The organism is Neorhizobium sp. P12A (genome assembly GCF_008365395.1).
Taxonomy (GTDB): domain Bacteria; phylum Pseudomonadota; class Alphaproteobacteria; order Rhizobiales; family Rhizobiaceae; genus Rhizobium.
Genome location: NZ_QOVX01000006.1, coordinates 141,268 through 161,509, shown reverse-complemented (window position 1 = coordinate 161,509; position 20,242 = coordinate 141,268). Strand labels below are relative to the sequence as shown.

Below are 20,242 nucleotides of genomic sequence, written 5' to 3'. Positions count from 1 at the left end.
TCGCAATGAGTCTTGATGAAAGCGAACAGAAAATCGATGTGCGCGAAGGGATCGTGCATTCCAGCATCCCGGCCGAGGAGCTGGCGCGCCTGAGCGACGATGTCATTTCGGCGCTGAAAACGGTCTATGATCCGGAAATTCCGGCTGACATCTTCGAACTCGGTCTGGTCTACAAGATCGACATCGAAGACGACCGCATGGTGAAGATCATGATGACCCTGACGGCGCCCGGTTGCCCCGTCGCCGGCGAAATGCCCGGCTGGGTCGAAAACGCCGTCGGCGCCGTTGAAGGCGTCTCCGGTGTCGAGGTCGAAATGACCTTCGATCCGCCGTGGACACCCGACCGCATGTCGGAAGAGGCACAGGTGGCTGTCGGCTGGTATTGATCCGTTTACCGGCTGGCACTAAATTTGATTCATGAAGCACCGGATCTTGACCCCGGTTGCCGAAGGAGACCAAGCCCATGGGCTTTGCAGTAATGACAATGACCGACACGGCTGCCGCCCGCGTAAAGGCAATCGTCGAGAATTCCGGGCCTGATGCCAAGGGTGTTCGCGTCGGCATCAAGAAGGGTGGCTGCGCCGGGATGGAATATACCATCGACCTGGTGACGGAGCCCAATGCCAAGGACGACCTGATCGAGCTCGACGGCGCAAAAGTCTGGGTCGAGCCATCAGCTGTTCTTTACCTGCTCGGCACCCAGATGGGTTTCGAGACGACCACGCTGCGGTCGGGCTTTACCTTCACCAATCCGAATCAGACATCAGCTTGCGGCTGCGGTGAATCGGTTGAACTGAAACCTGCCGATCTCGCAGCGCTGGCTGCGCAGCGCCAGGCTGAAACCGCGGCAAGCCACTAACGAATATTAGCTGTGGTGGCTTCGCTGACAGATTTATTCCGGTTGCGTCAATCTTGTCGCTGGACCGGAAATTATTGCTCCGCTAAATAACTGCACAAGTTGCTCATTCGCCATCGATGGGCAAAATTCGGTCGGCCGGTTCTGTTTTCATGACAACGTTACAAGGCCTGTTCAAAACCCATGGGGAACCCCGGGGAAGGGAATTGGCTGGGCAATGATTCTGTTGCTGTTGAAGGGGGCTTTGCTCGGCGCAATTATCACTGCGCCGCCGGGTCCGATCGGTACGCTCTGCATCAACCGAGCGCTCGACCGCGGATTCTGGGCCGGCTTTTCCGTCGGGCTCGGAACCGCCTTGGGCGACTCGACCTATGCTCTCGTTGCGGTCGCGGGGCTTGCGATGTTCGCAAAGGCGCTTGCCACGGTGACCATTCCCCTGGCGATCGGTGGCGGTCTTTTGCTTCTCTGGCTGGGCTGGCAACGTCTCTCCACACCGCCGGTCCAGGCCGCGGATATCAGGGCCAGGGATTTCCTGCGGACCACTTTCGCGACGTTTTTTCTGACAATATCAAATCCGGCGACAATCCTGTCTTTCGGCGCCCTGTTTGCCGGCTTCGGCCTGGCGCAGGAGACGGGAGCCACGAGCGCCACGCTCATTCTTGCCGGCGTGTTTGCTGGCTCGCTTCTCTGGTGGTTCGCACTGAGCGGCGTGGTCAGCCTTGCGCGCGATCGGCTGTCGGATCAGTTCACGGCAGGCTTCGGGCGGGCGTCGGGCTATCTGCTGATCCTGTTCGGTTGCCTGGCAATCGGATCGTCAGGCTATTCGCTTCTGGCCTGAATAAACGTTTGCGCCTGGCAATCAGGCGGCAGTCTTGTCGCCGGCGTGGCCATTCCCGGGCTCCGAACGGAGCTTCAGTCCCAGCGCCTTCATGACCTTGAGGATCGTTGCAAATTCCGGGTTTCTGTCGCCACTCAGGGCCCGATAGAGCGCGGAACGACTCATGCCGACATCCCGTGCAAGCTGGCTCATGCTGCTTGCGCGCGCGACCATGCCCAATGCCTTGGTGATGGACATCGCATCTTCGGTCTCGAAGGCCGCCCTTATATATTCCTCGATCGTTTGTCCACTTTCCAGAAAATCGCCATCGTCGACGATTGATGTACCCGGCGCCATTTCAAAATCCCTTCCTAAAAATCCAATCCCCCACAATATGCGTTTCGGTCTCATGGAGACCATGACCGGTTGCCAGCACATGACTGCTGACATCCGCACCCGATTTCTTGAATTGCTCTTCCACCAGACGCGCATCCTCCGGCGCGCGCCGATCGTCGCGGTCTCCAGCAACAATCAGGATGCCTATCTCAGGCATCGGTGGAAAATCGTCGTCCGGCGCCGGCGATAGAGGCCGTAGCAGGACGGCACCCGCAGCAAGGGCATGCTGCCGATACAGGATCGAGGAAGCCATGATGGCTCCATTCGAATAGCCGATAAGAAGAGGCTGCGTCGAAATAAGACCCGTCCGAATCGCTGCCTCAATGAACGAACAGATGCGATTTGTCTGAAGCTGCAAATCCTCGTAGACAAGCGTCCGATCCGGATTGCGACAAAAGAACGCAAAGCCATTTTCCCACTCGACGCCACCGCGAAGGAAAATGCAGGGACGCTGCGGCGCGATCTCATCGGCAAAACTCATCAGGTCCAGTTCACTGCCGCTGCTGCCGTGAAACAGCAACAATGGCCGAGCATCGGCCTCGCTGCGTTTTGCAGCGTAGTGCAAGCCTTCAAGTTCTGGCATGAGGAATCCCAATCGCGCCAAAGGGTTGGGCTTCGGAATAAATCCGTTTTATAACGGCTTTATGTCCGTTTTCTCCAAAAGCACGAATTGATGCTCGGCCATTGGAAAAACTTTTTTTCGCTTTATTCGTTTCGACAACTTATCAATTTTTGTCTTATTTTATGCCCGCCATGGCTGTATTTTCCGGCCGTAGCCGAGACGAAATCCATGTCGCATTTAGGCAGACGCCCAGACTTTGGCCTGGGCGTCCGATTTCATGGCAATGTCCTGCTTACTCTGCCGCCTCGGCGTAGCTTTCCACCGGAGGGCAGGTGCAGATCAGGTTGCGGTCCCCGTAGACATTGTCGACGCGGTTGACGGGCGACCAGTACTTGTCGACCCGGAATGCTCCGGGCGGGAAGCAGGCCTGCTCGCGGCTGTAGGGGCGATCCCACTCGCCGACGAGGTCCTCGACGGTGTGCGGAGCGTTCTTCAGCGGGTTGTTGGCCTTGTCGGAGCGGCCTTCCTCAATGTCGCGGGCTTCCTGACGGATCGCCAGCATCGCTTCGCAGAAGCGATCGAGTTCGGCCTTGGTTTCCGATTCCGTCGGCTCGATCATCAGCGTGCCGGCGACCGGCCAGCTCATGGTCGGGGCATGGAAGCCGCAGTCGATCAGGCGCTTGGCGACGTCATCGACGGTCACGCCCGAGCTTTCGACCAGCGGGCGGGTATCGATGATGCATTCATGCGCCACGCGGCCAGCCTGCGACTTGTAGAGGACGTCATAGGCGCCCTTCAGGCGGGCAGCGATGTAGTTGGCATTGAGGATCGCGACCTTGGTCGCCTGCGTCAGCCCTTCGCCGCCCATCATGAGGCAATAGCTCCAGGAGATCGGCAGGATCGACGCAGAGCCGAAAGCCGCTGCGGACACGGCGCCCGAACGACCGTCGGTTTCCGGATGGCCGGGCAGGTAGGGTGCGAGGTGCGATTTGACGCCGATCGGGCCCATGCCGGGACCGCCGCCGCCGTGCGGAATGCAGAAGGTCTTGTGCAGGTTGAGGTGCGAGACGTCGGAGCCTATGTCACCAGGGCGGGACAGACCCACCATGGCGTTCATGTTGGCGCCGTCGAGATAGACCTGACCGCCATGCTTGTGCACGAGATCGCAGATCTCCTTCACCGTCTCCTCGAACACGCCGTGGGTCGAGGGATAGGTGATCATGCAGCAGGACAGGTTTTCCGAGTGCTGCTCGGCCTTGGCGCGGAAGTCGTCGAGGTCGATATCGCCGTTTTCGCGAACCTTCACGACCACAACCTTCATGCCGACCATCTGGGCGGAGGCCGGATTTGTGCCGTGCGCTGAGGTCGGGATCAAGCAGACGTCGCGGTGACCGTTGCCATTGGCGATGTGATAGTTGCGGATGGTCAGCAGGCCCGCATATTCACCCTGCGCACCGGAATTGGGCTGCATGGAGAAGGCGTCGTAGCCTGTGACAGCGCAAAGCTTTTCCGTCAGGTCGTCGATCATCTCGCGATAGCCGAGCGCCTGATCGGCCGGCACATAGGGATGGATGTCCGAGAATTCCGGCCAGGTGATCGGCAGCATTTCGGCTGTCGCGTTCAGCTTCATCGTGCAGGAGCCGAGCGGGATCATCGAGCGGTCGAGCGCCAGGTCGCGATCCGAAAGCCGGCGGATATAGCGGGTCATCTCGCTTTCAGCGCGGTTCATGTGGAAGATCGGATGCGTCAGGTATTCGCTGGTGCGCAGCAGGGTCTTCGGCAGACGATAGCCGGGCTCGAAATCGGCAAGCTTGAAGTTACCGCCGAATGCACGCCAGACAGCTTCCAGCGTTGCCGGGCGGGTGCGCTCGTCAAGGCTCATCGCAATCCCGGTTTCGCCGACCTTGCGCAGGTTGACGCCCTCGGCGACAGCCGCGCGCATGATCAGGCCCTGCATGTGGCCGACATCAACCGTGATCGTGTCGAAGAAGGCTTCAGGCTCGACCTTATAGCCGAGCTTTTCCAGACCCTTCGCCATCAAGACGGCCTTCTGGTGGACCTGCTGGGCGATCGCCTTGATGCCCTTGGGGCCATGGAAGACGGCGTACATGGAGGCCATGACGGCGAGCAGCACCTGGGCGGTGCATATGTTCGACGTCGCCTTTTCGCGGCGGATATGCTGTTCGCGCGTCTGCAACGACAGGCGATATGCGCGGTTGCCGCGGGCATCGACGGAGACGCCGACGAGGCGGCCCGGCATCGAGCGCTTGTGCGCGTCCTTGACCGACATGAAGGCCGCATGCGGGCCACCATAGCCGACCGGCACGCCGAAGCGCTGGGACGAGCCGATGGCGATGTCCGCACCCATTTCGCCCGGCGACTTCAGCAGCGTCAGTGCAAGTAGGTCGGCGGCGACGATGGCGATAGCGCCGGTCTGGTGCAGGCGGGCACAGAGGCCGGTGAAATCATGTACGTGGCCGTGTGTGCCGGGATACTGGAAGATCGCACCGAAGACATCGACAGGATCGAGATCGGTAAAGGGATTGCCGACGACGACCGTCCAGCCGAGCGGTTCGGCGCGGGTCCGGATCAGGGCAATCGTCTGTGGATGGCAATCGGCGTCGACGAAGAAGGCCTTGGCCTTGGACTTCGAGACACGCTCGGCCATCGCCATGGCTTCCGCGGCAGCCGTCGCCTCGTCAAGCAGCGAGGCATTGGCGACGTCGAGCCCGGTCAGGTCACAGACCATTGTCTGGTAGTTGAGGAGCGCTTCGAGGCGACCCTGGCTGATCTCGGGCTGGTAGGGTGTGTAGGCCGTGTACCAGGCGGGGTTTTCAAGGATGTTGCGCTGGATGACCGGCGGGGTGATCGTGCCATAGTAGCCCTGGCCGATCAGCGAGACGAGAACCTTGTTCTTGTTGGCGGTCTCGCGCAGCTTGTCGAGCGCCTCGCGCTCCGTCATCGGCGCGCCCCAGACGAGAGGCGCTTTCTGTCGGATGGATGGCGGCAAGGTCGCATCGATCAAGCCGTCGAGGCTGTTATAGCCGATGACTTTGAGCATATCGCTCATTTCGGACGGCGAGGGACCGATATGGCGTCTGTTGGCAAAATCGTAGGGCTGGTAGTCGGTAAACGTAAACTCGGTCGGCGTATTCATCAGGCGGTGAGCTCCTTGTAGGCCGCTTCGTCCAGCAGGCCATCGGCGTCGGAGGCGGTCTTCAGCTTCAATTTAAAAAACCAGCCCGCACCCATCGGATCGGAATTGACGAGGGCCGGATCGGCAACGATCGCCGGATTGACCTCGGTGATTTCGCCATCGAGCGGACAATAGACGTCGGAGGCCGCCTTGACGGATTCGACTGTCGCTGCGTTGTCGTTCTTGGAGAAGCTGGCGCCGACTTCCGGGAGTTCGACGAAGACGAGATCGCCGAGCTGCTCCACGGCGTAGGTCGTGATGCCGACCGTTGCGACGTCACCTTCGATGTTCAGCCATTCATGTTCTTCGGTAAATTTCAGCATGGATTATCCCTCTCTTTAAATTGACTGTCAGCGTTTGTAGGTCGGGGTGATGAAGGGCAGGGCGCTTACGGTCACGGGCAGATATCTGCCGCGGACTTCGGCGTAGATCCGGGTGCCCACCGCGGCGTGGGACGGCGGGACATAGCCCATGGCCACGGGTCCCTCGACGCTCGGGCCGAAGCCGCCTGAGGTCACTTCGCCGATCTCGTCCTTGCCCTGGTCATCGGCATAGAGCTTGGCATGGTCACGAACGGGCGCCTTGCCTTCCGGCTTCAGGCCCACACGGCGGCGCGTGGTGCCATCCTGGAGTTCGGCGAGAATGCGCGATGCACCGGGAAAGCCGCCGGCGCGAGCGCCTGCGTTGCGGCGCGCCTTCTGTATCGCCCATTCCAACCCGGCTTCGATCGGCGAGGTCGTCGTATCGATATCGTTGCCATAGAGGCATAGCCCGGCTTCGAGGCGCAGGCTGTCGCGGGCGCCGAGGCCGATCGGCTGGACATCGGGATGTTCCAGCAGGCGGTTGACGATATCCTCGGCATATTTGCCGGGGATCGAAATTTCAAATCCGTCCTCGCCGGAATAGCCGGAGCGGGAGACCACGCAGGAAACGTCGTGCAGCCGGCAGTGACGGGCATCCATGAATTTCATCGCTGCGACATCGGCCCAGAGTTCCGCGAGCACAGAGACGGCTCGAGGGCCTTGCAATGCGACCAGCGCGCGGTCTTCCAGCGGCATGATTTCGCAGCGATCCCCCATGTGTTTTTCGAGATGTGCGAAATCGGCGTCCTTGCAGGCGGCGTTGACGACGACGAAGAGATAGTCGTCGATATGGGTGATCATCAGATCATCCAGGATGCCGCCGTCCTCGTTGGTGAAGAAGCCGTAGCGCTGCCGTGCCTCGGGTAGGCCGAGAATATCGACAGGCACGATGCTTTCGAGCGCAAGGGCAGCGTCTTCAAACTTGCCCGATTTGGCGCGAATGATGACCTGGCCCATATGGGACACGTCGAACAGGCCGGCAGAAGTGCGGGTCTGGAGATGCTCCTTCATGACGCCGAGCGGATATTGCACTGGCATGTCGTATCCGGCGAAGGGCACCATGCGGGCGCCGAGCGACAGATGAAGGGCGTGAAGGGGCGTTTTCTTTAGGGCAGCGGTCTCGTCCAAATGACGCCTCCGGGGTTTGCGCTTGTTAAAAAAGCGCGGGCTCAAAATTCCGGCGCAGATGCATTGCGCCCTTGTCGTGAGCCCCCTCTGTCCCTTTGCCTGAGATTGTTATCCCTTCGGCGAACGCTTTTGGCGCTTCTCTCCAGAGTTCCGTCTGCCCGCTGCTGGTCCTTTTGCCTGAGAGTTTCCGGGGCGGTTGCTCCTTCGGCACCGGCTCCTCACCGGATTCTCCCAACAGGGTCATCCGCCATTATCTGGCAGGCGCCAAGCTTGGCAAGGGCAAATGTCGTCGCCAAGCAAATTTCTGTCGCGAGAGGTCGTCGCGTCTTGCCGTCTCGGGACGGTCAATCCGCTTTCTCCTTATGCGCGGGCAGGCCCTTGCGCTTGGTGGAGGCGAATTCCTCAAGCTGGTTTTCCGACATGCTGTCGACCATTTGCCTGGATGCGCCCTTGAGTTCGGATTTCTTGATTTCACCGCGCTTGGCGGCAAGTGCAGCACCTGCAGCCTTCTGCTGTGCCTTGGATTTTGCCGGCATGATCATCTCCATCCGGAGCGTTTTTCTCCTGTCCGAATGAAACCCATCGGCGCCCGGCAAGGTTCCCGGCGCATTCGACATATGGCTTTGCAATTCCTACCGAAGCGGGCTATCCCGTGGATCGGGCGGAGGGGTTTCATGAGCGGACGGCAGACAGGATGGAAAGTCGTGGTGCGCATGTTCTGCGCCGCCACGTTGCTGTTCCTCGGGCTTGCCCATCAGGCGCCCGCTGCCGCCGAAGATAACGGCTCCGGATGGTCGGCCTATCAGTTGCCTGATGGCAGCGTCCCGACACTTTGCATTTCCATCAAGGACAGCGATGGAAAGATTGTCATCAAGCCCGGCTGCGAAGTCTGCCGCCTGGCCGGATCGATTATTCTCCCTGATCCAGATGATGGCGCATGGTTGACCGTCTCGCACGCGTTCCTGCTCAACCCACTCGGCGAGGCTGGCGCGATCTTCGGCAACCGAACGATCATGCGCGCCAATTCTCGCGCGCCGCCGCTTTTCCTCTGATCCGTAATCATAACTCGATAGATCAATTGAGGCCGCCCATGCGGCAAGCCGGCTCTGGCAAGCATGATGCCAGATCGCCGGAGAGGAGATACCCCATGAAACACGAACGCATGATTGCCGTTGCCGCGCTGATTTTTTCCGCCACGCTTTCGCTGTCAGCGGTTAGTGCTGTCGCGCAGCAGGCCAACGATATGAACAACATGAGCGGCATGAAGATGCCGATGGATGCACCGAGCCCTGCGAAGGGAGCGGCAGCGAAAGCCGGTGATCTAGACATCAGCGGCGCTTACGTCCGCGCCATGCTGCCGGGGCAACCGGTCGGCGGCGGCTATCTTGTCATCCACAACGGCGGCGGCAGCAACGACACCCTCGTTTCGGTCAAGTCGCCAGGCGCCGGCAAGGTCGAACTTCATGAAATGAAGATGGAAAACAACATCATGAAGATGCGGGAGCTCAAGGATGGCGTTGCCGTCCCGGCCGGTGCAACGGTCGAGCTCTCCCCGAATGGCCTGCACATGATGTTCAAGCAGGTCAAGGCGCCGTTCAAACAGGGCGGTACTGTGCCGGTCACGCTGACTTTCGAGAAGGCCGGGTCCGTCGATCTGATATTGCCGGTTTTGCCTGTTCAGGGAAACTGAGGCTTTAAGCCCAGGCCCGCGGACCAAATTTCTGCGGGCCGGTCTTCTACAAGCTAATCTTCGAGACTATTCGTTCTCGCTGTAGGCCTTGACGACCTGCTGGAAATTGGACTTGGGTTGACGGTTTCCCTCCGTCAAAAGGTCCAGTGCTACCTCGGTCGATTGGATGGTCGGTATAGCGTTTTCGATATCGCCTTCGTCGGACGCACCACCGCGCTCCTGGCGAATTTCACGAAGCCGCGCCTCGCGCGCAACAATGCTAGCCGGCGTGCGTGCAGGCTGCTTGACAGCCTCCATTGCCCAACCCGCAGTATAGGCGGAAACGGTTACGACCTCGACCATTGTTTTCGTCCAAAACGCAAATAATACGGCGGACCCTATCCTCGGCGGCTTGGTTTTCCGCTAAAGAAATCTCTCGTATTCTAACGATCTACCCAAATTGTTCTGATTCGGACCGCTCCATTGGCACACCGATAGCAACAGGATAATTCAGAAACTATGCTCCAACTTCTCCTAGTTGCAGTTGGCGGCGCAATCGGCTCTGTCCTGCGTTATTCTGTGGGCATCTGGGCCTTGCGTATCGCCGGGCCGGCTTTTCCCTGGGGAACTCTGGCGGTCAATGTCATCGGCTGTTTTCTGATCGGCGTGCTTGCTGAATTGATTACCCGGAGATATGGCGGCTCTGTCGAATTGCGCCTGTTACTTATCACCGGCTTTCTCGGCGGGTTTACTACCTTTTCCGCCTTTTCGCTGGATACGATCGCGCTTTTCGAGCGCGGGGCACTGATGGCAGGGATCACTTACGTGGTCGCCAGCGTCGTGGTATCGCTTGCCGCGGTCGTCGCCGGTCTGGCTGTCATCAGGTCATTCGGCTAACCCCAAGCTCCTGACTGGTTGCAAAAAGCCCGGATTTGCACGATTCCGGTTTCCACTTTTGACGAAAATGCTCTAAAGCGACCTTCAAAGGCAGACTTGCCGCCGCAATCCATTGAAAGAAGAAGCATGGCCGGAATTGAACATATCAAGGTCGAGTCGGACGAATCCGGTATGCGCCTCGACCGCTGGTTCAAGATTCACTATCCGGGCCTCGGATTCGGACAGTTGCAGAAGCTGATGCGCTCCGGGCAAGTCCGCGTCGACGGTGGACGGGTGAAAACCGATGCCCGGGTCCAGCCGGGACAGATGGTGCGCGTGCCGCCGCTCGATGTCGATGCCAAGGTCAAGACCGGGCCGATCGCGGGCAAAGATCTCAAGCATTCCGACGATGGCGAGCTTCTGGCACGCATGCTGTTGCATGAAGACGAGAAGGTATTCGTGCTCAACAAGCCGGCCGGCCTTGCCGTCCAGGGCGGCTCAGGCCTCACGCGCCACGTCGACAAAATGCTGGAAGCCTGGACGAGTAAAAAGGGCGAGAAGCCACGTCTCGTGCATCGCCTCGACCGCGACACTTCGGGTGTTCTCGTTGTCGCGCGTACACGCGGCGCGGCGCAGAAGCTGACGGCCGCCTTTCGGGAGCGCGACACCAAGAAGACCTATTGGTCGCTGGTCAAGGGCGTGCCGCGCAAGCACGAGGACAAGATCTCGACCTGGCTGGTCAAGGAAGCAACCGCAGACGGCGACCGTATGCGGATTGCCAAGCACGGGGAGGAGGGCGCGGATCACGCGATCTCCTACTATCGTGTTGTCGAGACCGCAGCGCAGCGGCTCGCCTGGCTGGAAATGGAGCCCTATACCGGCCGCACCCACCAGCTTCGCGTTCATGCGCTGCATATGGGACATCCGATCATCGGCGATCCGAAATATTTCGACGACGACCCGAACTGGGATTTCCCGGGAGGCATCCAGAAGCGTCTCCACCTTCACGCCCGCCATATCGATATCCCTCATCCGAATGGGGGCCGCCTGCGCGTGACCGCACCGCTGCCGCCGCACATGGTGCAGAGCTGGAACCTCTTGGGTTTCGATCTGGCAGGGATGGAAGCGGAAGAAGACGATTGAAATCGCGGACACCTCAAACGCTGCGGCAAACTCTCAAACAGCAGAAGACGATAAGATGAAGTTGGTTCTTTTCGATTGCGACGGCACCCTGGTCGACAGTGCGCGTTTGATCCATGAAGTTATGGCCCGTACCTTCGTCGCCTTCGGCCACAGGCGGCCCGATGTGGCGACGACGAAGTCGATCATCGGCCTGACGCTGGACATCGCCATTGCCAGGATGCAGGGCAAGCCCCATGTGGATGACGAAGCGATTGCGATGACCGCGCATTACAAGTCGATCTACACCGAAGTGCGGGACGAGCCCGACATGGGCACGCCGCTCTTCGACGGTATCAAGCCGCTCATCGATGGATTGGCCCAGCGCGACGAATTGCTCATCGGCGCCGTGACCGGGAAATCCCGGCGCGGGCTCACGCAGATCCTGGAAGTGCACGGTTTCACGCCCTATTTCAGAGTTTCGAGGACTGCCGACGATTGCCCTTCGAAGCCTCATCCCGCCATGGTGACGGAATGCTGCAGCGAAACCGGCATGGATCCGCATGACACCATCGTTATCGGCGACGCGATCTACGACATGCAGATGGCAAAATCTGCCGGCGCGACCGCGATCGGCGTCTCCTGGGGCTACGCTTCAGTGGAAGACTTGCTTGCGGCTGGAGCCGATGCGATCGCCCACCATCCTAACGACCTGCTAAGCCATATTGTCTGAGGTGACGCCATGCGCGACCTGCTGAACGATCTCTCCGAAGGACTGAGCCACCCCGATCCGATAAGACGGGCCCAGATCCAGATGAAACGCCCTTTGCCGAAGCGTTTCTATAAGGAAGTAACGACCAGACAGGTCGAGGAAGGCTATGCTCTGGAACTCGATGGCAAGACGATCCGCACGCCTGCGCGCCTGCCATTGGTCGTTCCAACCCAGGCGCTGGCCACGCTCGCTGCCGCCGAGTGGCAGCAGCAGGAGGATGTAATCGATCCCGCGACCATGCCGGTCACGCGACTGCTCAACACGGCCCTGGATGGTGTTGCAACGGATACTCAGGCCGTGTTCGAGGATATTCTCCGCTTCTCCTCGACCGATCTGCTCTGCTACCGGGCCGAGGGGCCGGAAGGACTCGTGGCGCGACAATCGGAGCGCTGGGATCCCGTCATGGATTGGGCGGCCAATAGCCTTGGTGCCCGCTTCATCCTGATCGAAGGCGTTATCCATCAGGAGCAGCCGCGCGAGGCGACTGCTGCCTTTGCTGTAAACCTGCGGAAATACGATACCCCGCTCGAACTCGCGAGCCTGCATACGATCACCACGCTGACGGGTTCCGCGATCCTTGCACTTGCTTTCGCCGAGGGATTTTTGCCCTTGGACGAAGCATGGTCGCTCGCCCATCTCGATGAGGATTGGACCATTGAACATTGGGGCAGCGACGAAGAAGCGGAACAGCGACGGGCGATGCGTTTCAAGGAATTTCAGGCGGCAACAGACGTTTTTTCAGCGCTTCGAAGCTGATTGCTGTTGATTTGCAGGTGATTATGGCCAAGTCTACGGCGCGACGGGGTCATATTGGGATACGAATCATGAATGGGCTGATGCCACGCATGTGGCGAATGCTTTTAGTGTGCTTTAGCTTGACGGCTTGCAACAGCTTGTTGACCAAGGACCCGCCTGCGCCGGTCTACGATGTCCGAAGCGCCACTGTCGTGGCCGATCCGACGATCTCGCCCCAGCTTCTCTCCGCGGTTACTCAGCGTGTAAATGCCGCCATTGCGGCAACCACACGCCCGTCTCCGATGCCGCAGGTTTCGCTGAACATTCGCATTGCCAGCGTCGAAAAGGCACAGGGAATCCAGCAGGACCGCAATGTGGCGAAGGTCAATATCGATGCGACGTCGATCGAAAGCGGCTCGGTAATCGGAATTGCATCTTTTGAGACGACGACCATAGCGCCGGACCCGGCCGGTGTGGACGAAATGATGGCCGAGGACATAGCTGCGCGCGTCCGTTCCACCTTTGCGCTCAATACGCCTCCACTCGGCAGTTGAGTTTCGGCTTCCTCCGTGGGGCGAAGGGTCTTGCCTCTTCAAACCCTGCTGGTCGCATGGTAAGTCGGATCAGCGGAGAAGAGGGTCGTCATGAAGGAAATCCTGCAGGAACTTGAGCGTCGTCGTGAAATTGCCCGTAAGGGCGGCGGCGAAGCGCGCATCGATGCGCAGCACAAGCGCGGCAAGCTGACGGCGCGGGAGCGCATCGAGCTGTTTCTGGACGAGGGCTCCTTTGAAGAGTTCGATATGTTCGTCGAGCACCGTTCGACCGATTTCGGCATGGAGAACAGCAAGATTGCCGGCGACGGCGTCGTAACCGGATGGGGCACCATCAACGGCCGCACCGTTTTCGTCTTTGCCAAGGATTTCACCGTTTTCGGCGGTTCGCTTTCGGAAGCTCACGCCGAAAAGATCATCAAGGTGCAGGATATGGCGCTCAAGAACAGAGCGCCGATCATCGGCATCTACGATGCCGGTGGCGCGCGCATCCAGGAAGGGGTGGCCGCACTCGGCGGCTATGCGGAAGTCTTTCAGCGGAATGTACTGTCCTCGGGCGTCATTCCCCAGATCTCGATCATCATGGGTCCCTGCGCAGGCGGCGACGTCTACTCGCCGGCCATGACCGATTTTATCTTCATGGTGCGCGATACGTCCTACATGTTCGTGACCGGCCCGGATGTGGTCAAGACCGTCACCAACGAGACCGTCACGGCGGAGGAACTCGGCGGCGCGTTCGTGCATACCGTCAAATCATCGATCGCGGACGCGGCTTACGACAACGACCTGGACACCTTGCTGCAGGTGCGCAGGCTGATCGACTTCCTGCCGCTGTCGAACACGGCGCCGATACCCGAGATCGAATGTTACCAGTCGGTGACCGATATGGACATGTCGCTCGATACGCTCATCCCGGCCAACGCCAACAAGCCCTACGACATCAAGGAACTGATCCTGAAGACCGCCGACGAGGGCGACTTCTTCGAGATCCAGGCAAGCTTTGCGAAGAACATCGTCTGTGGCTTCGGCCGTATCGAAGGCTCGACAGTCGGCTTCGTCGCCAACCAGCCGATGGTGCTCGCCGGTGTGCTGGACAGCGATGCGTCGCGCAAGGCGGCACGTTTCGTGCGCTTCTGCGATTGCTTTAACATTCCGATCGTAACCTTTGTCGACGTACCCGGCTTCCTGCCCGGAACTGCGCAGGAATATGGCGGCCTGATCAAGCATGGTGCGAAGCTGCTCTTTGCCTATGCGGAAGCAACAGTGCCGAAGCTTACCGTCATCACGCGCAAGGCCTTCGGCGGCGCTTACGACGTCATGGCGTCTAAGCATCTGCGCGGTGACATCAACTATGCCTGGCCGACGGCGCAGATTGCGGTCATGGGCGCCAAGGGCGCCGTCGAGATCATCTTCCGCAAGGATATCGCCGATCCGGAGAAAATTTCCGCGCATACGAAAATGTATGAGGACCGCTTCCTCTCGCCCTTCGTCGCGGCTGAAAGGGGCTATGTCGACGAGGTTATCATGCCGCATTCGACACGTCGTCGTCTTGCACGTGGTCTCAGAATGTTGCGCAACAAGGATCTGTCGAACCCCTGGAAGAAGCACGACAACATTCCTCTGTGACCACAAGTCGCGGATTTTACACGAAAATTTGATGCGGTGTCAGAAGCTTTGTATTCACGAATTCTACAGTGCAGGCTAATTCGGAGGCGAAGACGCAAAAACTGGAGATTCTTATGGCACTTTTCGACGGCTTGAACAAATATCAGCCTTACGCCTTGACCGTACTTCGTATCATGACCGGTCTGCAGTATATCGAGCACGGCACGCAGAAGCTTTTCGGCTTCCCGTCCGGCGGCCCTGCAACGCTCAGCGGCCTCTATCTGACCCAGGGTATCCTCGAAGCATTTGGCGGCTTGCTGATCGCTCTCGGCCTGTTCACGCGCCCGGTCGCCTTCATCCTTTGCGGCAATATGGCGGTCGCCTATTTCATGGCCCATTTTCCGAAAAGCTTCTTCCCGGCCCTGAATGGCGGCGACGCCGCCATCCTGTTCTGCTTCGTATTCATGTACCTGTTCTTCGCCGGCCCCGGCCTGCTGGCGCTCGACAATCGCAAGAAGTAATCGCTTTCGCCGGGTTCAGGCAGCAAGCTTGAGCCCGGCGATGCCTGCAACGATCAGGCCGATGCAAACGATCCTCACCACCGTTGCGGGATCGCCCAGAAGGCAAATGCCGAGGATGACGGTGCCCACCGTGCCGATACCTGTCCACACTGCGTAAGCAGTTCCGATCGGAAGCGTCTTGACGGCCAGACCGAGCAGGACGACGCTGGCAACCATCGACAATAGCGTCAGCGTAGTGGGAAGGGGGCGGGAAAATCCGTCCGTGAATTTCAGTCCGACGGCCCAGCCGATTTCAAAAAGACCAGCCAGGAAAAGCAGAAACCAAGCCATTCTTCGCTCCGTTCAAAAGAGCGAGGCCGTCCCCGCGGTCGGTCAACGGGCCCCAAGCCCGCCGTCGCAGCCGTCTGCGATTATGGACATATGCTTCGCCCGGTTTCCATTTGCAAGATAGAGTGGCGCCGAAAGGCGCACCACCTGATCTATGCCAACCGCTCGGCGTGCCATTGCAGATGATCGTCCATGAAGGTAGACACGAAATAGTAGGAATGATCGTAGCGCTCATGCATCCGCATCATCAGCTTGATGTCTGTGCCTTTGACGGCTTCTTCGAACAGCCAGGGACGCAGGCCGGTCTCGAGATAGCCGTCGGCCTTTCCCTGGTCGATGAGGAATTCGGGAAAGCGTGCACCATCCTTGACTAGGACGCAGGCGTCGTATTGACGCCACTTCGTCTGGTCTTCGCCGAGATATTTCTCATAGGCATCCATCGACCAATCAGCGGTCATCGGCTCGACGATCGGCGCAAATGCGCTGCAGCTCTTAAAACGGTCCGGATTTTTCAGGGCGATGGTCAACGCGCCGTGACCGCCCATCGAAAAGCCGAAGATGCCCTGCCGGCTCATGTCCATCCGGAAGTGCTGGCTGACGAGAGCGGGCAGTTCCTGCGTGATGTAGCTGTACATCTGGAAATTCCGCGCCCAGGGCGTCTCGGTTGCGTCGAGATAGAACCCGGCTCCCTTGCCCATCTGCCAGTTGGTGATCTCGTCGGGCACATCGCTGCCGCGCGGGCTGGTATCGGGCGTTACGACAATGAGGCCGAGTTCCGAAGCCATGCGACGATACTCGCCCTTTTCCATGACGTTGGCGTGGGTCGAGGTAAGGCCTGACAGAAACCAGACGACGGGGCAGGGGTCGGTGATCGCCTTCGGCGGCACGTAAACGCCGAAGGTCATCTCGCAATTGCAGGTCTCAGAGGGATGGGAATAGACACCCTGCATGCCACCGTAAGCGGTATTTTGGGAAAGGACTTTCATATTTGGCCTCCAGTGGGTGGGATCATCGCTTTTGCTCGCCGGCAAAGCCGGTCGAAGGTTTCCAGAAATTGGGAGCGGTCGCGCGGCGAGAAGGCAGCATTATAGCCCTTGCTCTCACCGGTTTTCCGAAGATGCGCGCCGAGATCGCGCATGGCGGTCGCCATGCCGATATTGGCCTTGTCGAAAATCCGGCCGGTCGGCCCCGTCACCATGGCGCCTGCAGCAACGCATCGCCCGGCAAGCGGCACGTCTGCAGTCACCACGACATCACCCTCGCCAGCGCGTTCGGCGATCCAGTTATCCGCCGCATCGAAGGCGCTGGATACGATCACGTTGTGGACCATCGGATCACGGGACGGCCGCAAACCGGAATTGGCGACGAAGGTCACCTCGATACCATGGCGCTCTGCGACCTTGAGAATTTCCGGCTTTACCGGACAAGCGTCCGCATCGACAAAGATCATGAGATGGCAATCTGTTTCATGGGTAGAGCTCTGTGCGCCCGATGGAGGCACAGAGCAGTTCGGTATTCCCCAATAGCCTTGGAATCGCTTGAGGTTCAAGACACTGGTTTATTCTCTCAGCGTTCCGGCCTTCTTGGCGACCCAGGTCGAGATTGCATCCATGAGAGTCGGATTGAGGCAGTCATATGGCTCCAGGCCGAGTTCCTCGATCTTTGAGCGGACGCCCGCCATTGCGGACGGCGGCGTGCCCGTTTCGATGATCGACGACACGAAGGCCGCGAAACCGGGGGCCGGCCATCCGCCTTCCTGAAAACGCTCCGGGTGCACAAAGGAAAGGCCTGTGAAGGCGTGGTCCCGCTCGACGGGCCCGTACATGTGCACGCCGCACCCCGTGCAGGCATGGCGCTGGATCAGGGCGCTGGGATCGACAACCTTCAACTTGTCGCCGTTTTCGAGAACAGTGACCTTGTCCGTCGGTGCGACTGCGACGATGGAAAAGGCCGCGCCCTCCGGCTTCCAGCATTTCGAACAGCCGCAGGCGTGGTTATGCAACACCGTGCCTTCGACCTTAACCTTCACGGGACGATCGGCGCAGGCGCAGACCAGCGTCCCGCCGTTGAAATTCGCCTGGCCTGCCTTCACCCCGCCATTCAGGGCGGGGTGTATCGATACTTGACTTGGCATGCTCTGCTCCTCCTCCTTGGTCGCCTGCGGCCCCCAAATCAGGATCGATTTGCCAAAAGATCGCGGGCTATTTCAACGCCGCGTCGCCTTGCCGTGTTCTCCTCAATACAGCACGACGCTGCGGATGCTTTCTCCGGAATGCATCAGCTCGAAGCCCTTGTTGATCTCTTCGAGCGGCATCGTATGGGTAATCATCGGATCGATCTGGATCTTGCCTTCCATGTACCAATCGACGATCTTCGGAACGTCGGTGCGACCGCGCGCGCCGCCAAAGGCCGTGCCCATCCAGGAGCGGCCGGTCACCAGCTGGAACGGGCGGGTGGAAATTTCCTGGCCGGCACCGGCAACGCCGATAACGACGGACTTGCCCCAGCCGCGATGCGATGCCTCCAGTGCCTGGCGCATGACCTTGGTATTGCCGGTGCAGTCGAATGTGTAGTCGGCGCCGCCGATCTGGTCGGCGCCGCGCTTCGTCATGTTGACGAGGTAAGGCACGATATCGTCGCCGACTTCCTTCGGATTGACGAAATGCGTCATACCGAATCGCTCGCCCCATGGCTTCTTGTCGTTGTTGAGATCCACGCCGATGATCATATCGGCGCCGGCGAGCTTCAGGCCCTGGATGACGTTGAGGCCGATGCCGCCGAGGCCGAAGACGATGGCTGTTGCGCCCATCTCGACCTTGGCCGTGTTGATGACAGCGCCGATGCCCGTCGTCACGCCGCAGCCGATGTAGCAGATCTTGTCGAACGGCGCGTCCGGATTGACCTTGGCGACGGCAATCTCCGGCAGAACCGTGTAATTGGCAAAGGTCGAGCAGCCCATGTAGTGATGGATCTTGTCCTTACCGATCGAGAAGCGCGAGGTGCCGTCGGGCATCAGGCCCTGGCCCTGGGTCGAACGGATCGCCGTGCAGAGGTTGGTCTTGCGCGACAGGCAGGAGGGGCACTCGCGGCATTCAGGCGTGTAGAGCGGGATGACGTGGTCGCCCTTCTTCACGGAAGTAACACCTGGGCCGACATCGACCACGATGCCGGCGCCCTCGTGGCCGAGGATCGCGGGAAACAGACCTTCCGGATCGGCGCCCGAAAGCGTGAAATCGTCCGTGTGGCAGATGCCCGTCGCCTTGACTTCGATCAGCACTTCGCCGGCTTTCGGGCCTTCGAGCTGAACCGTCATGATTTCAAGCGGTTTTCCTGCCTGCACGGCAACGGCGGCGCGCACGTCCATGGTCGTCTGTCTCCCTAATGATTTGATTGTTTTGATTTTGGCATGGCGCGACTGGCCCGCTCAAGCGAAAAACGGGTGGGCCGTCATGTTTCTTTATCGCCAGCCTTGGTTGTCAGAACAGCAGATGCGCCGAGTAGATGATCGCATAGGCGTGGATCATCACGGCCGCATAGAGACCGAAGCTTATCAGCATGCGCTCGGCGCCGGTCATCTCCTCCAGTTTCTCCTTCGGCTTGACGGAGCGTGCGCCGATAAGGCTCAGCAACGTGAAGACCGCAAGGCCGGCGAGGAGTGCTGCTGATGGAACATGGATCTGCCAGCCGACCCAGAGAATGATGAATGTGATCCCGAAGCTGGCGCAGAGCAGCGAGAGGCGGCCTCTAAAGGCCTGCCTGAGGATCTGGCCGCCATCGAATCTGTACATCGGCAGCAGATTGAGGAGATTGAAGGCGCCGAGGATCAACAGGAACGTCAGGATAGGCAGCGAGAATAGCCCGGAAATAGCGCCTCTCGCAGACATGTCGTGGGCGGCGACGAGGATTGGCACGAGGAAGGCCGACATGCCCGGACCCATCAGGGCGCAAGTGGCAACCTCGAAGAGGCTGTTGTAAGGCCGCCCGCCAATGGCAATTCCGCCGAGGAGCGGTACGAATATCATTCTGACCGAGGTGTGACCGAAGGTGCGGTAGGCGGCCATGTGGCCAAGCTCGTGCAGGACAATCACCAGCGTCAGGAAGGTGGAGATCATAAGCCCGCCGATCGTCAATCCGAAGAAGGGCCAGAGAATAAGCGTCGAGATGACCGCCAGGGCAGTCTGCATCAGGGGATGCTCGAAATGGCCGTTGGGTTTTGATTTCCCGGTTTCAATCCAGCTTTCGAGCGCACGCATTTCCCGACGCAGGACGAAATAGCGAAAGAGCAGGAAGGCTAGGCCCCGGTACCGGTCGGTCTGCTCGACCAACAGCGTTGTTCCACCCTCCGATAGGCTGACTTCGCGCCGCTCTCGATAATTCCGCCAGAAGCCGGCATCGAGAGCGCTGTCATCGATAATACGCGCGCTGTAGGCGCGCCCCTCTGGCGTTGCCGCAACCGGTTCGACAGCGAGCAGACGGCGAATCGGTTCGCCGTGGCGGTCGAGATGGGCGTATGTCTGCTCGACCACGCCAGGGCGGTTTTGCAATTCCCGGCTGCTTATGACGGAATGATGCCAAGCCGCTTCCTCGCCTGCCGGATCGATTGCTCGCCAGATGGCCTCGGGTGCTGTCTGAAATGTCCGGCGAATGCGGATCGTACGCCTTCCGATAGGGGCGGCCATCAATAGCCAGAGGATGCCGAGATTGAGGCTAAGCAGCAGAAGTGCTGAAAGAAGCGGCGACATCGAAAGCT

Annotated in this window: 25 protein-coding genes and 1 riboswitch; of the genes, 12 read left to right on the top strand and 13 right to left on the bottom strand. The window is 59.6% G+C overall.

Annotated features, from left to right (window positions below):
* Positions 1-5 precede the first annotated feature (5 nt).
* The 3 genes from DTW90_RS18935 to DTW90_RS18925 all read left to right on the top strand — a co-directional run bounded on the left by DTW90_RS18935 (position 6) and on the right by DTW90_RS18925 (position 1,694).
* Positions 6-386: an SUF system Fe-S cluster assembly protein gene (locus DTW90_RS18935; RefSeq protein ID WP_132524735.1), complete on the top strand. Its 381-nt coding sequence runs from the start codon at positions 6-8 to the stop codon at positions 384-386.
* 77 nt (positions 387-463) lie between these two features.
* A complete protein-coding gene (gene sufA / locus DTW90_RS18930) occupies positions 464-859 on the top strand; it encodes a Fe-S cluster assembly scaffold SufA (protein ID WP_149340165.1) in 396 nt (131 codons plus the stop codon).
* 214 nt (positions 860-1,073) lie between these two features.
* Positions 1,074-1,694 (top strand): LysE family transporter, encoded by a 621-nt coding sequence (locus DTW90_RS18925; protein WP_149340163.1) that lies wholly within the window; start codon positions 1,074-1,076, stop codon positions 1,692-1,694.
* Between the two features lie 21 nt (positions 1,695-1,715).
* Here the strand turns inward: DTW90_RS18925 and DTW90_RS18920 are convergent, their stop codons facing one another.
* The 6 genes from DTW90_RS18920 to DTW90_RS18895 all read right to left on the bottom strand — a co-directional run bounded on the left by DTW90_RS18920 (position 1,716) and on the right by DTW90_RS18895 (position 7,853).
* A complete protein-coding gene (locus DTW90_RS18920; protein ID WP_132524741.1) occupies positions 1,716-2,030 on the bottom strand; it encodes an addiction module antidote protein in 315 nt (104 codons plus the stop codon).
* A 1-nt stretch (position 2,031) separates the two neighbouring features.
* Positions 2,032-2,652: an esterase gene (locus tag DTW90_RS18915; protein ID WP_149340161.1), complete on the bottom strand. Its 621-nt coding sequence runs from the start codon at positions 2,650-2,652 to the stop codon at positions 2,032-2,034.
* Between the two features lie 271 nt (positions 2,653-2,923).
* Entirely contained in the window at positions 2,924-5,788 is a 2,865-nt protein-coding gene (gene gcvP / locus DTW90_RS18910) for an aminomethyl-transferring glycine dehydrogenase (RefSeq protein ID WP_149340159.1), read from the bottom strand.
* The gene (gcvH, locus tag DTW90_RS18905) at positions 5,788-6,150 is read right to left on the bottom strand and encodes a glycine cleavage system protein GcvH (protein WP_149340157.1); all 363 of its coding nucleotides are present in this window, start codon (positions 6,148-6,150) and stop codon (positions 5,788-5,790) included. The genes gcvP and gcvH overlap by 1 nt, the downstream gene beginning before the upstream one ends.
* A gap of 27 nt (positions 6,151-6,177) precedes the next feature.
* Entirely contained in the window at positions 6,178-7,317 is a 1,140-nt protein-coding gene (gene gcvT, locus DTW90_RS18900; protein WP_149340155.1) for a glycine cleavage system aminomethyltransferase GcvT, read from the bottom strand.
* A gap of 155 nt (positions 7,318-7,472) precedes the next feature.
* Positions 7,473-7,561, bottom strand: a riboswitch (glycine riboswitch).
* 100 nt (positions 7,562-7,661) lie between these two features.
* A complete protein-coding gene (locus DTW90_RS18895; RefSeq protein ID WP_132524751.1) occupies positions 7,662-7,853 on the bottom strand; it encodes a DUF3008 family protein in 192 nt (63 codons plus the stop codon).
* 138 nt (positions 7,854-7,991) lie between these two features.
* On the opposite strand from DTW90_RS18895, the gene DTW90_RS18890 reads away from it, so the two are divergent.
* Both DTW90_RS18890 and DTW90_RS18885 read left to right on the top strand, forming a co-directional pair.
* On the top strand, positions 7,992-8,369 hold the full coding sequence (locus DTW90_RS18890; RefSeq protein WP_149340153.1) for a hypothetical protein: 378 nt from the start codon (positions 7,992-7,994) through the stop codon (positions 8,367-8,369).
* A gap of 95 nt (positions 8,370-8,464) precedes the next feature.
* Positions 8,465-9,007 carry a copper chaperone PCu(A)C gene (locus DTW90_RS18885; protein ID WP_149340151.1) on the top strand — a complete coding sequence of 181 codons (543 nt, stop codon included), beginning with the start codon at positions 8,465-8,467 and terminating at the stop codon, positions 9,005-9,007.
* A gap of 66 nt (positions 9,008-9,073) precedes the next feature.
* On the opposite strand, the gene DTW90_RS18880 is transcribed toward DTW90_RS18885, so the two are convergent.
* Positions 9,074-9,349, bottom strand: coding sequence for a hypothetical protein (locus DTW90_RS18880; protein ID WP_132524757.1), 276 nt, complete (start codon positions 9,347-9,349; stop codon positions 9,074-9,076).
* A 156-nt stretch (positions 9,350-9,505) separates the two neighbouring features.
* On the opposite strand from DTW90_RS18880, the gene crcB reads away from it, so the two are divergent.
* The 7 genes from crcB (at position 9,506) to DTW90_RS18845 (ending at position 15,165) form a co-directional block, all read left to right on the top strand.
* Positions 9,506-9,883, top strand: coding sequence for a fluoride efflux transporter CrcB (crcB, locus tag DTW90_RS18875; protein WP_149340149.1), 378 nt, complete (start codon positions 9,506-9,508; stop codon positions 9,881-9,883).
* Between the two features lie 126 nt (positions 9,884-10,009).
* Positions 10,010-11,005 (top strand): RluA family pseudouridine synthase, encoded by a 996-nt coding sequence (locus DTW90_RS18870; RefSeq protein WP_149340147.1) that lies wholly within the window; start codon positions 10,010-10,012, stop codon positions 11,003-11,005.
* A 55-nt stretch (positions 11,006-11,060) separates the two neighbouring features.
* Positions 11,061-11,714: an HAD-IA family hydrolase gene (locus tag DTW90_RS18865; protein WP_132524763.1), complete on the top strand. Its 654-nt coding sequence runs from the start codon at positions 11,061-11,063 to the stop codon at positions 11,712-11,714.
* 9 nt (positions 11,715-11,723) lie between these two features.
* Positions 11,724-12,509, top strand: a complete 786-nt coding sequence (locus tag DTW90_RS18860; RefSeq protein WP_149340146.1) for an ATP12 family chaperone protein — start codon at positions 11,724-11,726, stop codon at positions 12,507-12,509.
* Between the two features lie 140 nt (positions 12,510-12,649).
* Complete coding sequence (locus tag DTW90_RS18855) at positions 12,650-13,042, top strand: hypothetical protein (protein ID WP_348633751.1); 393 nt, start codon at positions 12,650-12,652, stop codon at positions 13,040-13,042.
* A 90-nt stretch (positions 13,043-13,132) separates the two neighbouring features.
* Positions 13,133-14,665, top strand: a complete 1,533-nt coding sequence (locus tag DTW90_RS18850; RefSeq protein ID WP_149340144.1) for an acyl-CoA carboxylase subunit beta — start codon at positions 13,133-13,135, stop codon at positions 14,663-14,665.
* 113 nt (positions 14,666-14,778) lie between these two features.
* Positions 14,779-15,165, top strand: coding sequence for a DoxX family protein (locus tag DTW90_RS18845; protein WP_132524770.1), 387 nt, complete (start codon positions 14,779-14,781; stop codon positions 15,163-15,165).
* A 15-nt stretch (positions 15,166-15,180) separates the two neighbouring features.
* On the opposite strand, the gene sugE is transcribed toward DTW90_RS18845, so the two are convergent.
* The 6 genes from sugE to DTW90_RS18815 all read right to left on the bottom strand — a co-directional run bounded on the left by sugE (position 15,181) and on the right by DTW90_RS18815 (position 20,234).
* Positions 15,181-15,495 carry a quaternary ammonium compound efflux SMR transporter SugE gene (gene sugE, locus DTW90_RS18840; RefSeq protein WP_149340142.1) on the bottom strand — a complete coding sequence of 105 codons (315 nt, stop codon included), beginning with the start codon at positions 15,493-15,495 and terminating at the stop codon, positions 15,181-15,183.
* Positions 15,496-15,644: 149 nt separating this feature from the next.
* Positions 15,645-16,478, bottom strand: coding sequence for an S-formylglutathione hydrolase (gene fghA / locus DTW90_RS18835; RefSeq protein WP_149340140.1), 834 nt, complete (start codon positions 16,476-16,478; stop codon positions 15,645-15,647).
* A complete protein-coding gene (locus tag DTW90_RS18830) occupies positions 16,475-16,942 on the bottom strand; it encodes a YaiI/YqxD family protein (RefSeq protein ID WP_149340138.1) in 468 nt (155 codons plus the stop codon). Before DTW90_RS18830 ends, fghA begins: the two co-directional genes overlap by 4 nt.
* Before the next feature lie 108 nt (positions 16,943-17,050).
* A complete protein-coding gene (gfa, locus tag DTW90_RS18825; protein WP_149340136.1) occupies positions 17,051-17,626 on the bottom strand; it encodes an S-(hydroxymethyl)glutathione synthase in 576 nt (191 codons plus the stop codon).
* Between the two features lie 102 nt (positions 17,627-17,728).
* The gene (locus DTW90_RS18820; protein ID WP_149340134.1) at positions 17,729-18,856 is read right to left on the bottom strand and encodes an S-(hydroxymethyl)glutathione dehydrogenase/class III alcohol dehydrogenase; all 1,128 of its coding nucleotides are present in this window, start codon (positions 18,854-18,856) and stop codon (positions 17,729-17,731) included.
* 112 nt (positions 18,857-18,968) lie between these two features.
* Positions 18,969-20,234: a hypothetical protein gene (locus tag DTW90_RS18815; protein WP_149340132.1), complete on the bottom strand. Its 1,266-nt coding sequence runs from the start codon at positions 20,232-20,234 to the stop codon at positions 18,969-18,971.
* Positions 20,235-20,242 lie beyond the last annotated feature (8 nt).

Coding starts and splice junctions, on each gene's coding strand:
- DTW90_RS18895 (WP_132524751.1), bottom strand. CDS start 7,853: ATGCCGGCAAAATCCAAGGCACAGCAGAAGGCTGCAGGTGCTGCACTT.
- gfa (WP_149340136.1), bottom strand. CDS start 17,626: ATGCCAAGTCAAGTATCGATACACCCCGCCCTGAATGGCGGGGTGAAG.
- DTW90_RS18925 (WP_149340163.1), top strand. CDS start 1,074: ATGATTCTGTTGCTGTTGAAGGGGGCTTTGCTCGGCGCAATTATCACT.
- DTW90_RS18820 (WP_149340134.1), bottom strand. CDS start 18,856: ATGGACGTGCGCGCCGCCGTTGCCGTGCAGGCAGGAAAACCGCTTGAA.
- DTW90_RS18885 (WP_149340151.1), top strand. CDS start 8,465: ATGAAACACGAACGCATGATTGCCGTTGCCGCGCTGATTTTTTCCGCC.
- sufA (WP_149340165.1), top strand. CDS start 464: ATGGGCTTTGCAGTAATGACAATGACCGACACGGCTGCCGCCCGCGTA.
- DTW90_RS18845 (WP_132524770.1), top strand. CDS start 14,779: ATGGCACTTTTCGACGGCTTGAACAAATATCAGCCTTACGCCTTGACC.
- DTW90_RS18920 (WP_132524741.1), bottom strand. CDS start 2,030: ATGGCGCCGGGTACATCAATCGTCGACGATGGCGATTTTCTGGAAAGT.
- sugE (WP_149340142.1), bottom strand. CDS start 15,495: ATGGCTTGGTTTCTGCTTTTCCTGGCTGGTCTTTTTGAAATCGGCTGG.
- DTW90_RS18870 (WP_149340147.1), top strand. CDS start 10,010: ATGGCCGGAATTGAACATATCAAGGTCGAGTCGGACGAATCCGGTATG.
- DTW90_RS18935 (WP_132524735.1), top strand. CDS start 6: ATGAGTCTTGATGAAAGCGAACAGAAAATCGATGTGCGCGAAGGGATC.
- DTW90_RS18865 (WP_132524763.1), top strand. CDS start 11,061: ATGAAGTTGGTTCTTTTCGATTGCGACGGCACCCTGGTCGACAGTGCG.
- DTW90_RS18815 (WP_149340132.1), bottom strand. CDS start 20,234: ATGTCGCCGCTTCTTTCAGCACTTCTGCTGCTTAGCCTCAATCTCGGC.
- DTW90_RS18880 (WP_132524757.1), bottom strand. CDS start 9,349: ATGGTCGAGGTCGTAACCGTTTCCGCCTATACTGCGGGTTGGGCAATG.
- fghA (WP_149340140.1), bottom strand. CDS start 16,478: ATGAAAGTCCTTTCCCAAAATACCGCTTACGGTGGCATGCAGGGTGTC.
- DTW90_RS18860 (WP_149340146.1), top strand. CDS start 11,724: ATGCGCGACCTGCTGAACGATCTCTCCGAAGGACTGAGCCACCCCGAT.
- gcvP (WP_149340159.1), bottom strand. CDS start 5,788: ATGAATACGCCGACCGAGTTTACGTTTACCGACTACCAGCCCTACGAT.
- DTW90_RS18890 (WP_149340153.1), top strand. CDS start 7,992: ATGAGCGGACGGCAGACAGGATGGAAAGTCGTGGTGCGCATGTTCTGC.
- DTW90_RS18850 (WP_149340144.1), top strand. CDS start 13,133: ATGAAGGAAATCCTGCAGGAACTTGAGCGTCGTCGTGAAATTGCCCGT.
- DTW90_RS18830 (WP_149340138.1), bottom strand. CDS start 16,942: ATGATCTTTGTCGATGCGGACGCTTGTCCGGTAAAGCCGGAAATTCTC.
- gcvH (WP_149340157.1), bottom strand. CDS start 6,150: ATGCTGAAATTTACCGAAGAACATGAATGGCTGAACATCGAAGGTGAC.
- crcB (WP_149340149.1), top strand. CDS start 9,506: ATGCTCCAACTTCTCCTAGTTGCAGTTGGCGGCGCAATCGGCTCTGTC.
- DTW90_RS18915 (WP_149340161.1), bottom strand. CDS start 2,652: ATGCCAGAACTTGAAGGCTTGCACTACGCTGCAAAACGCAGCGAGGCC.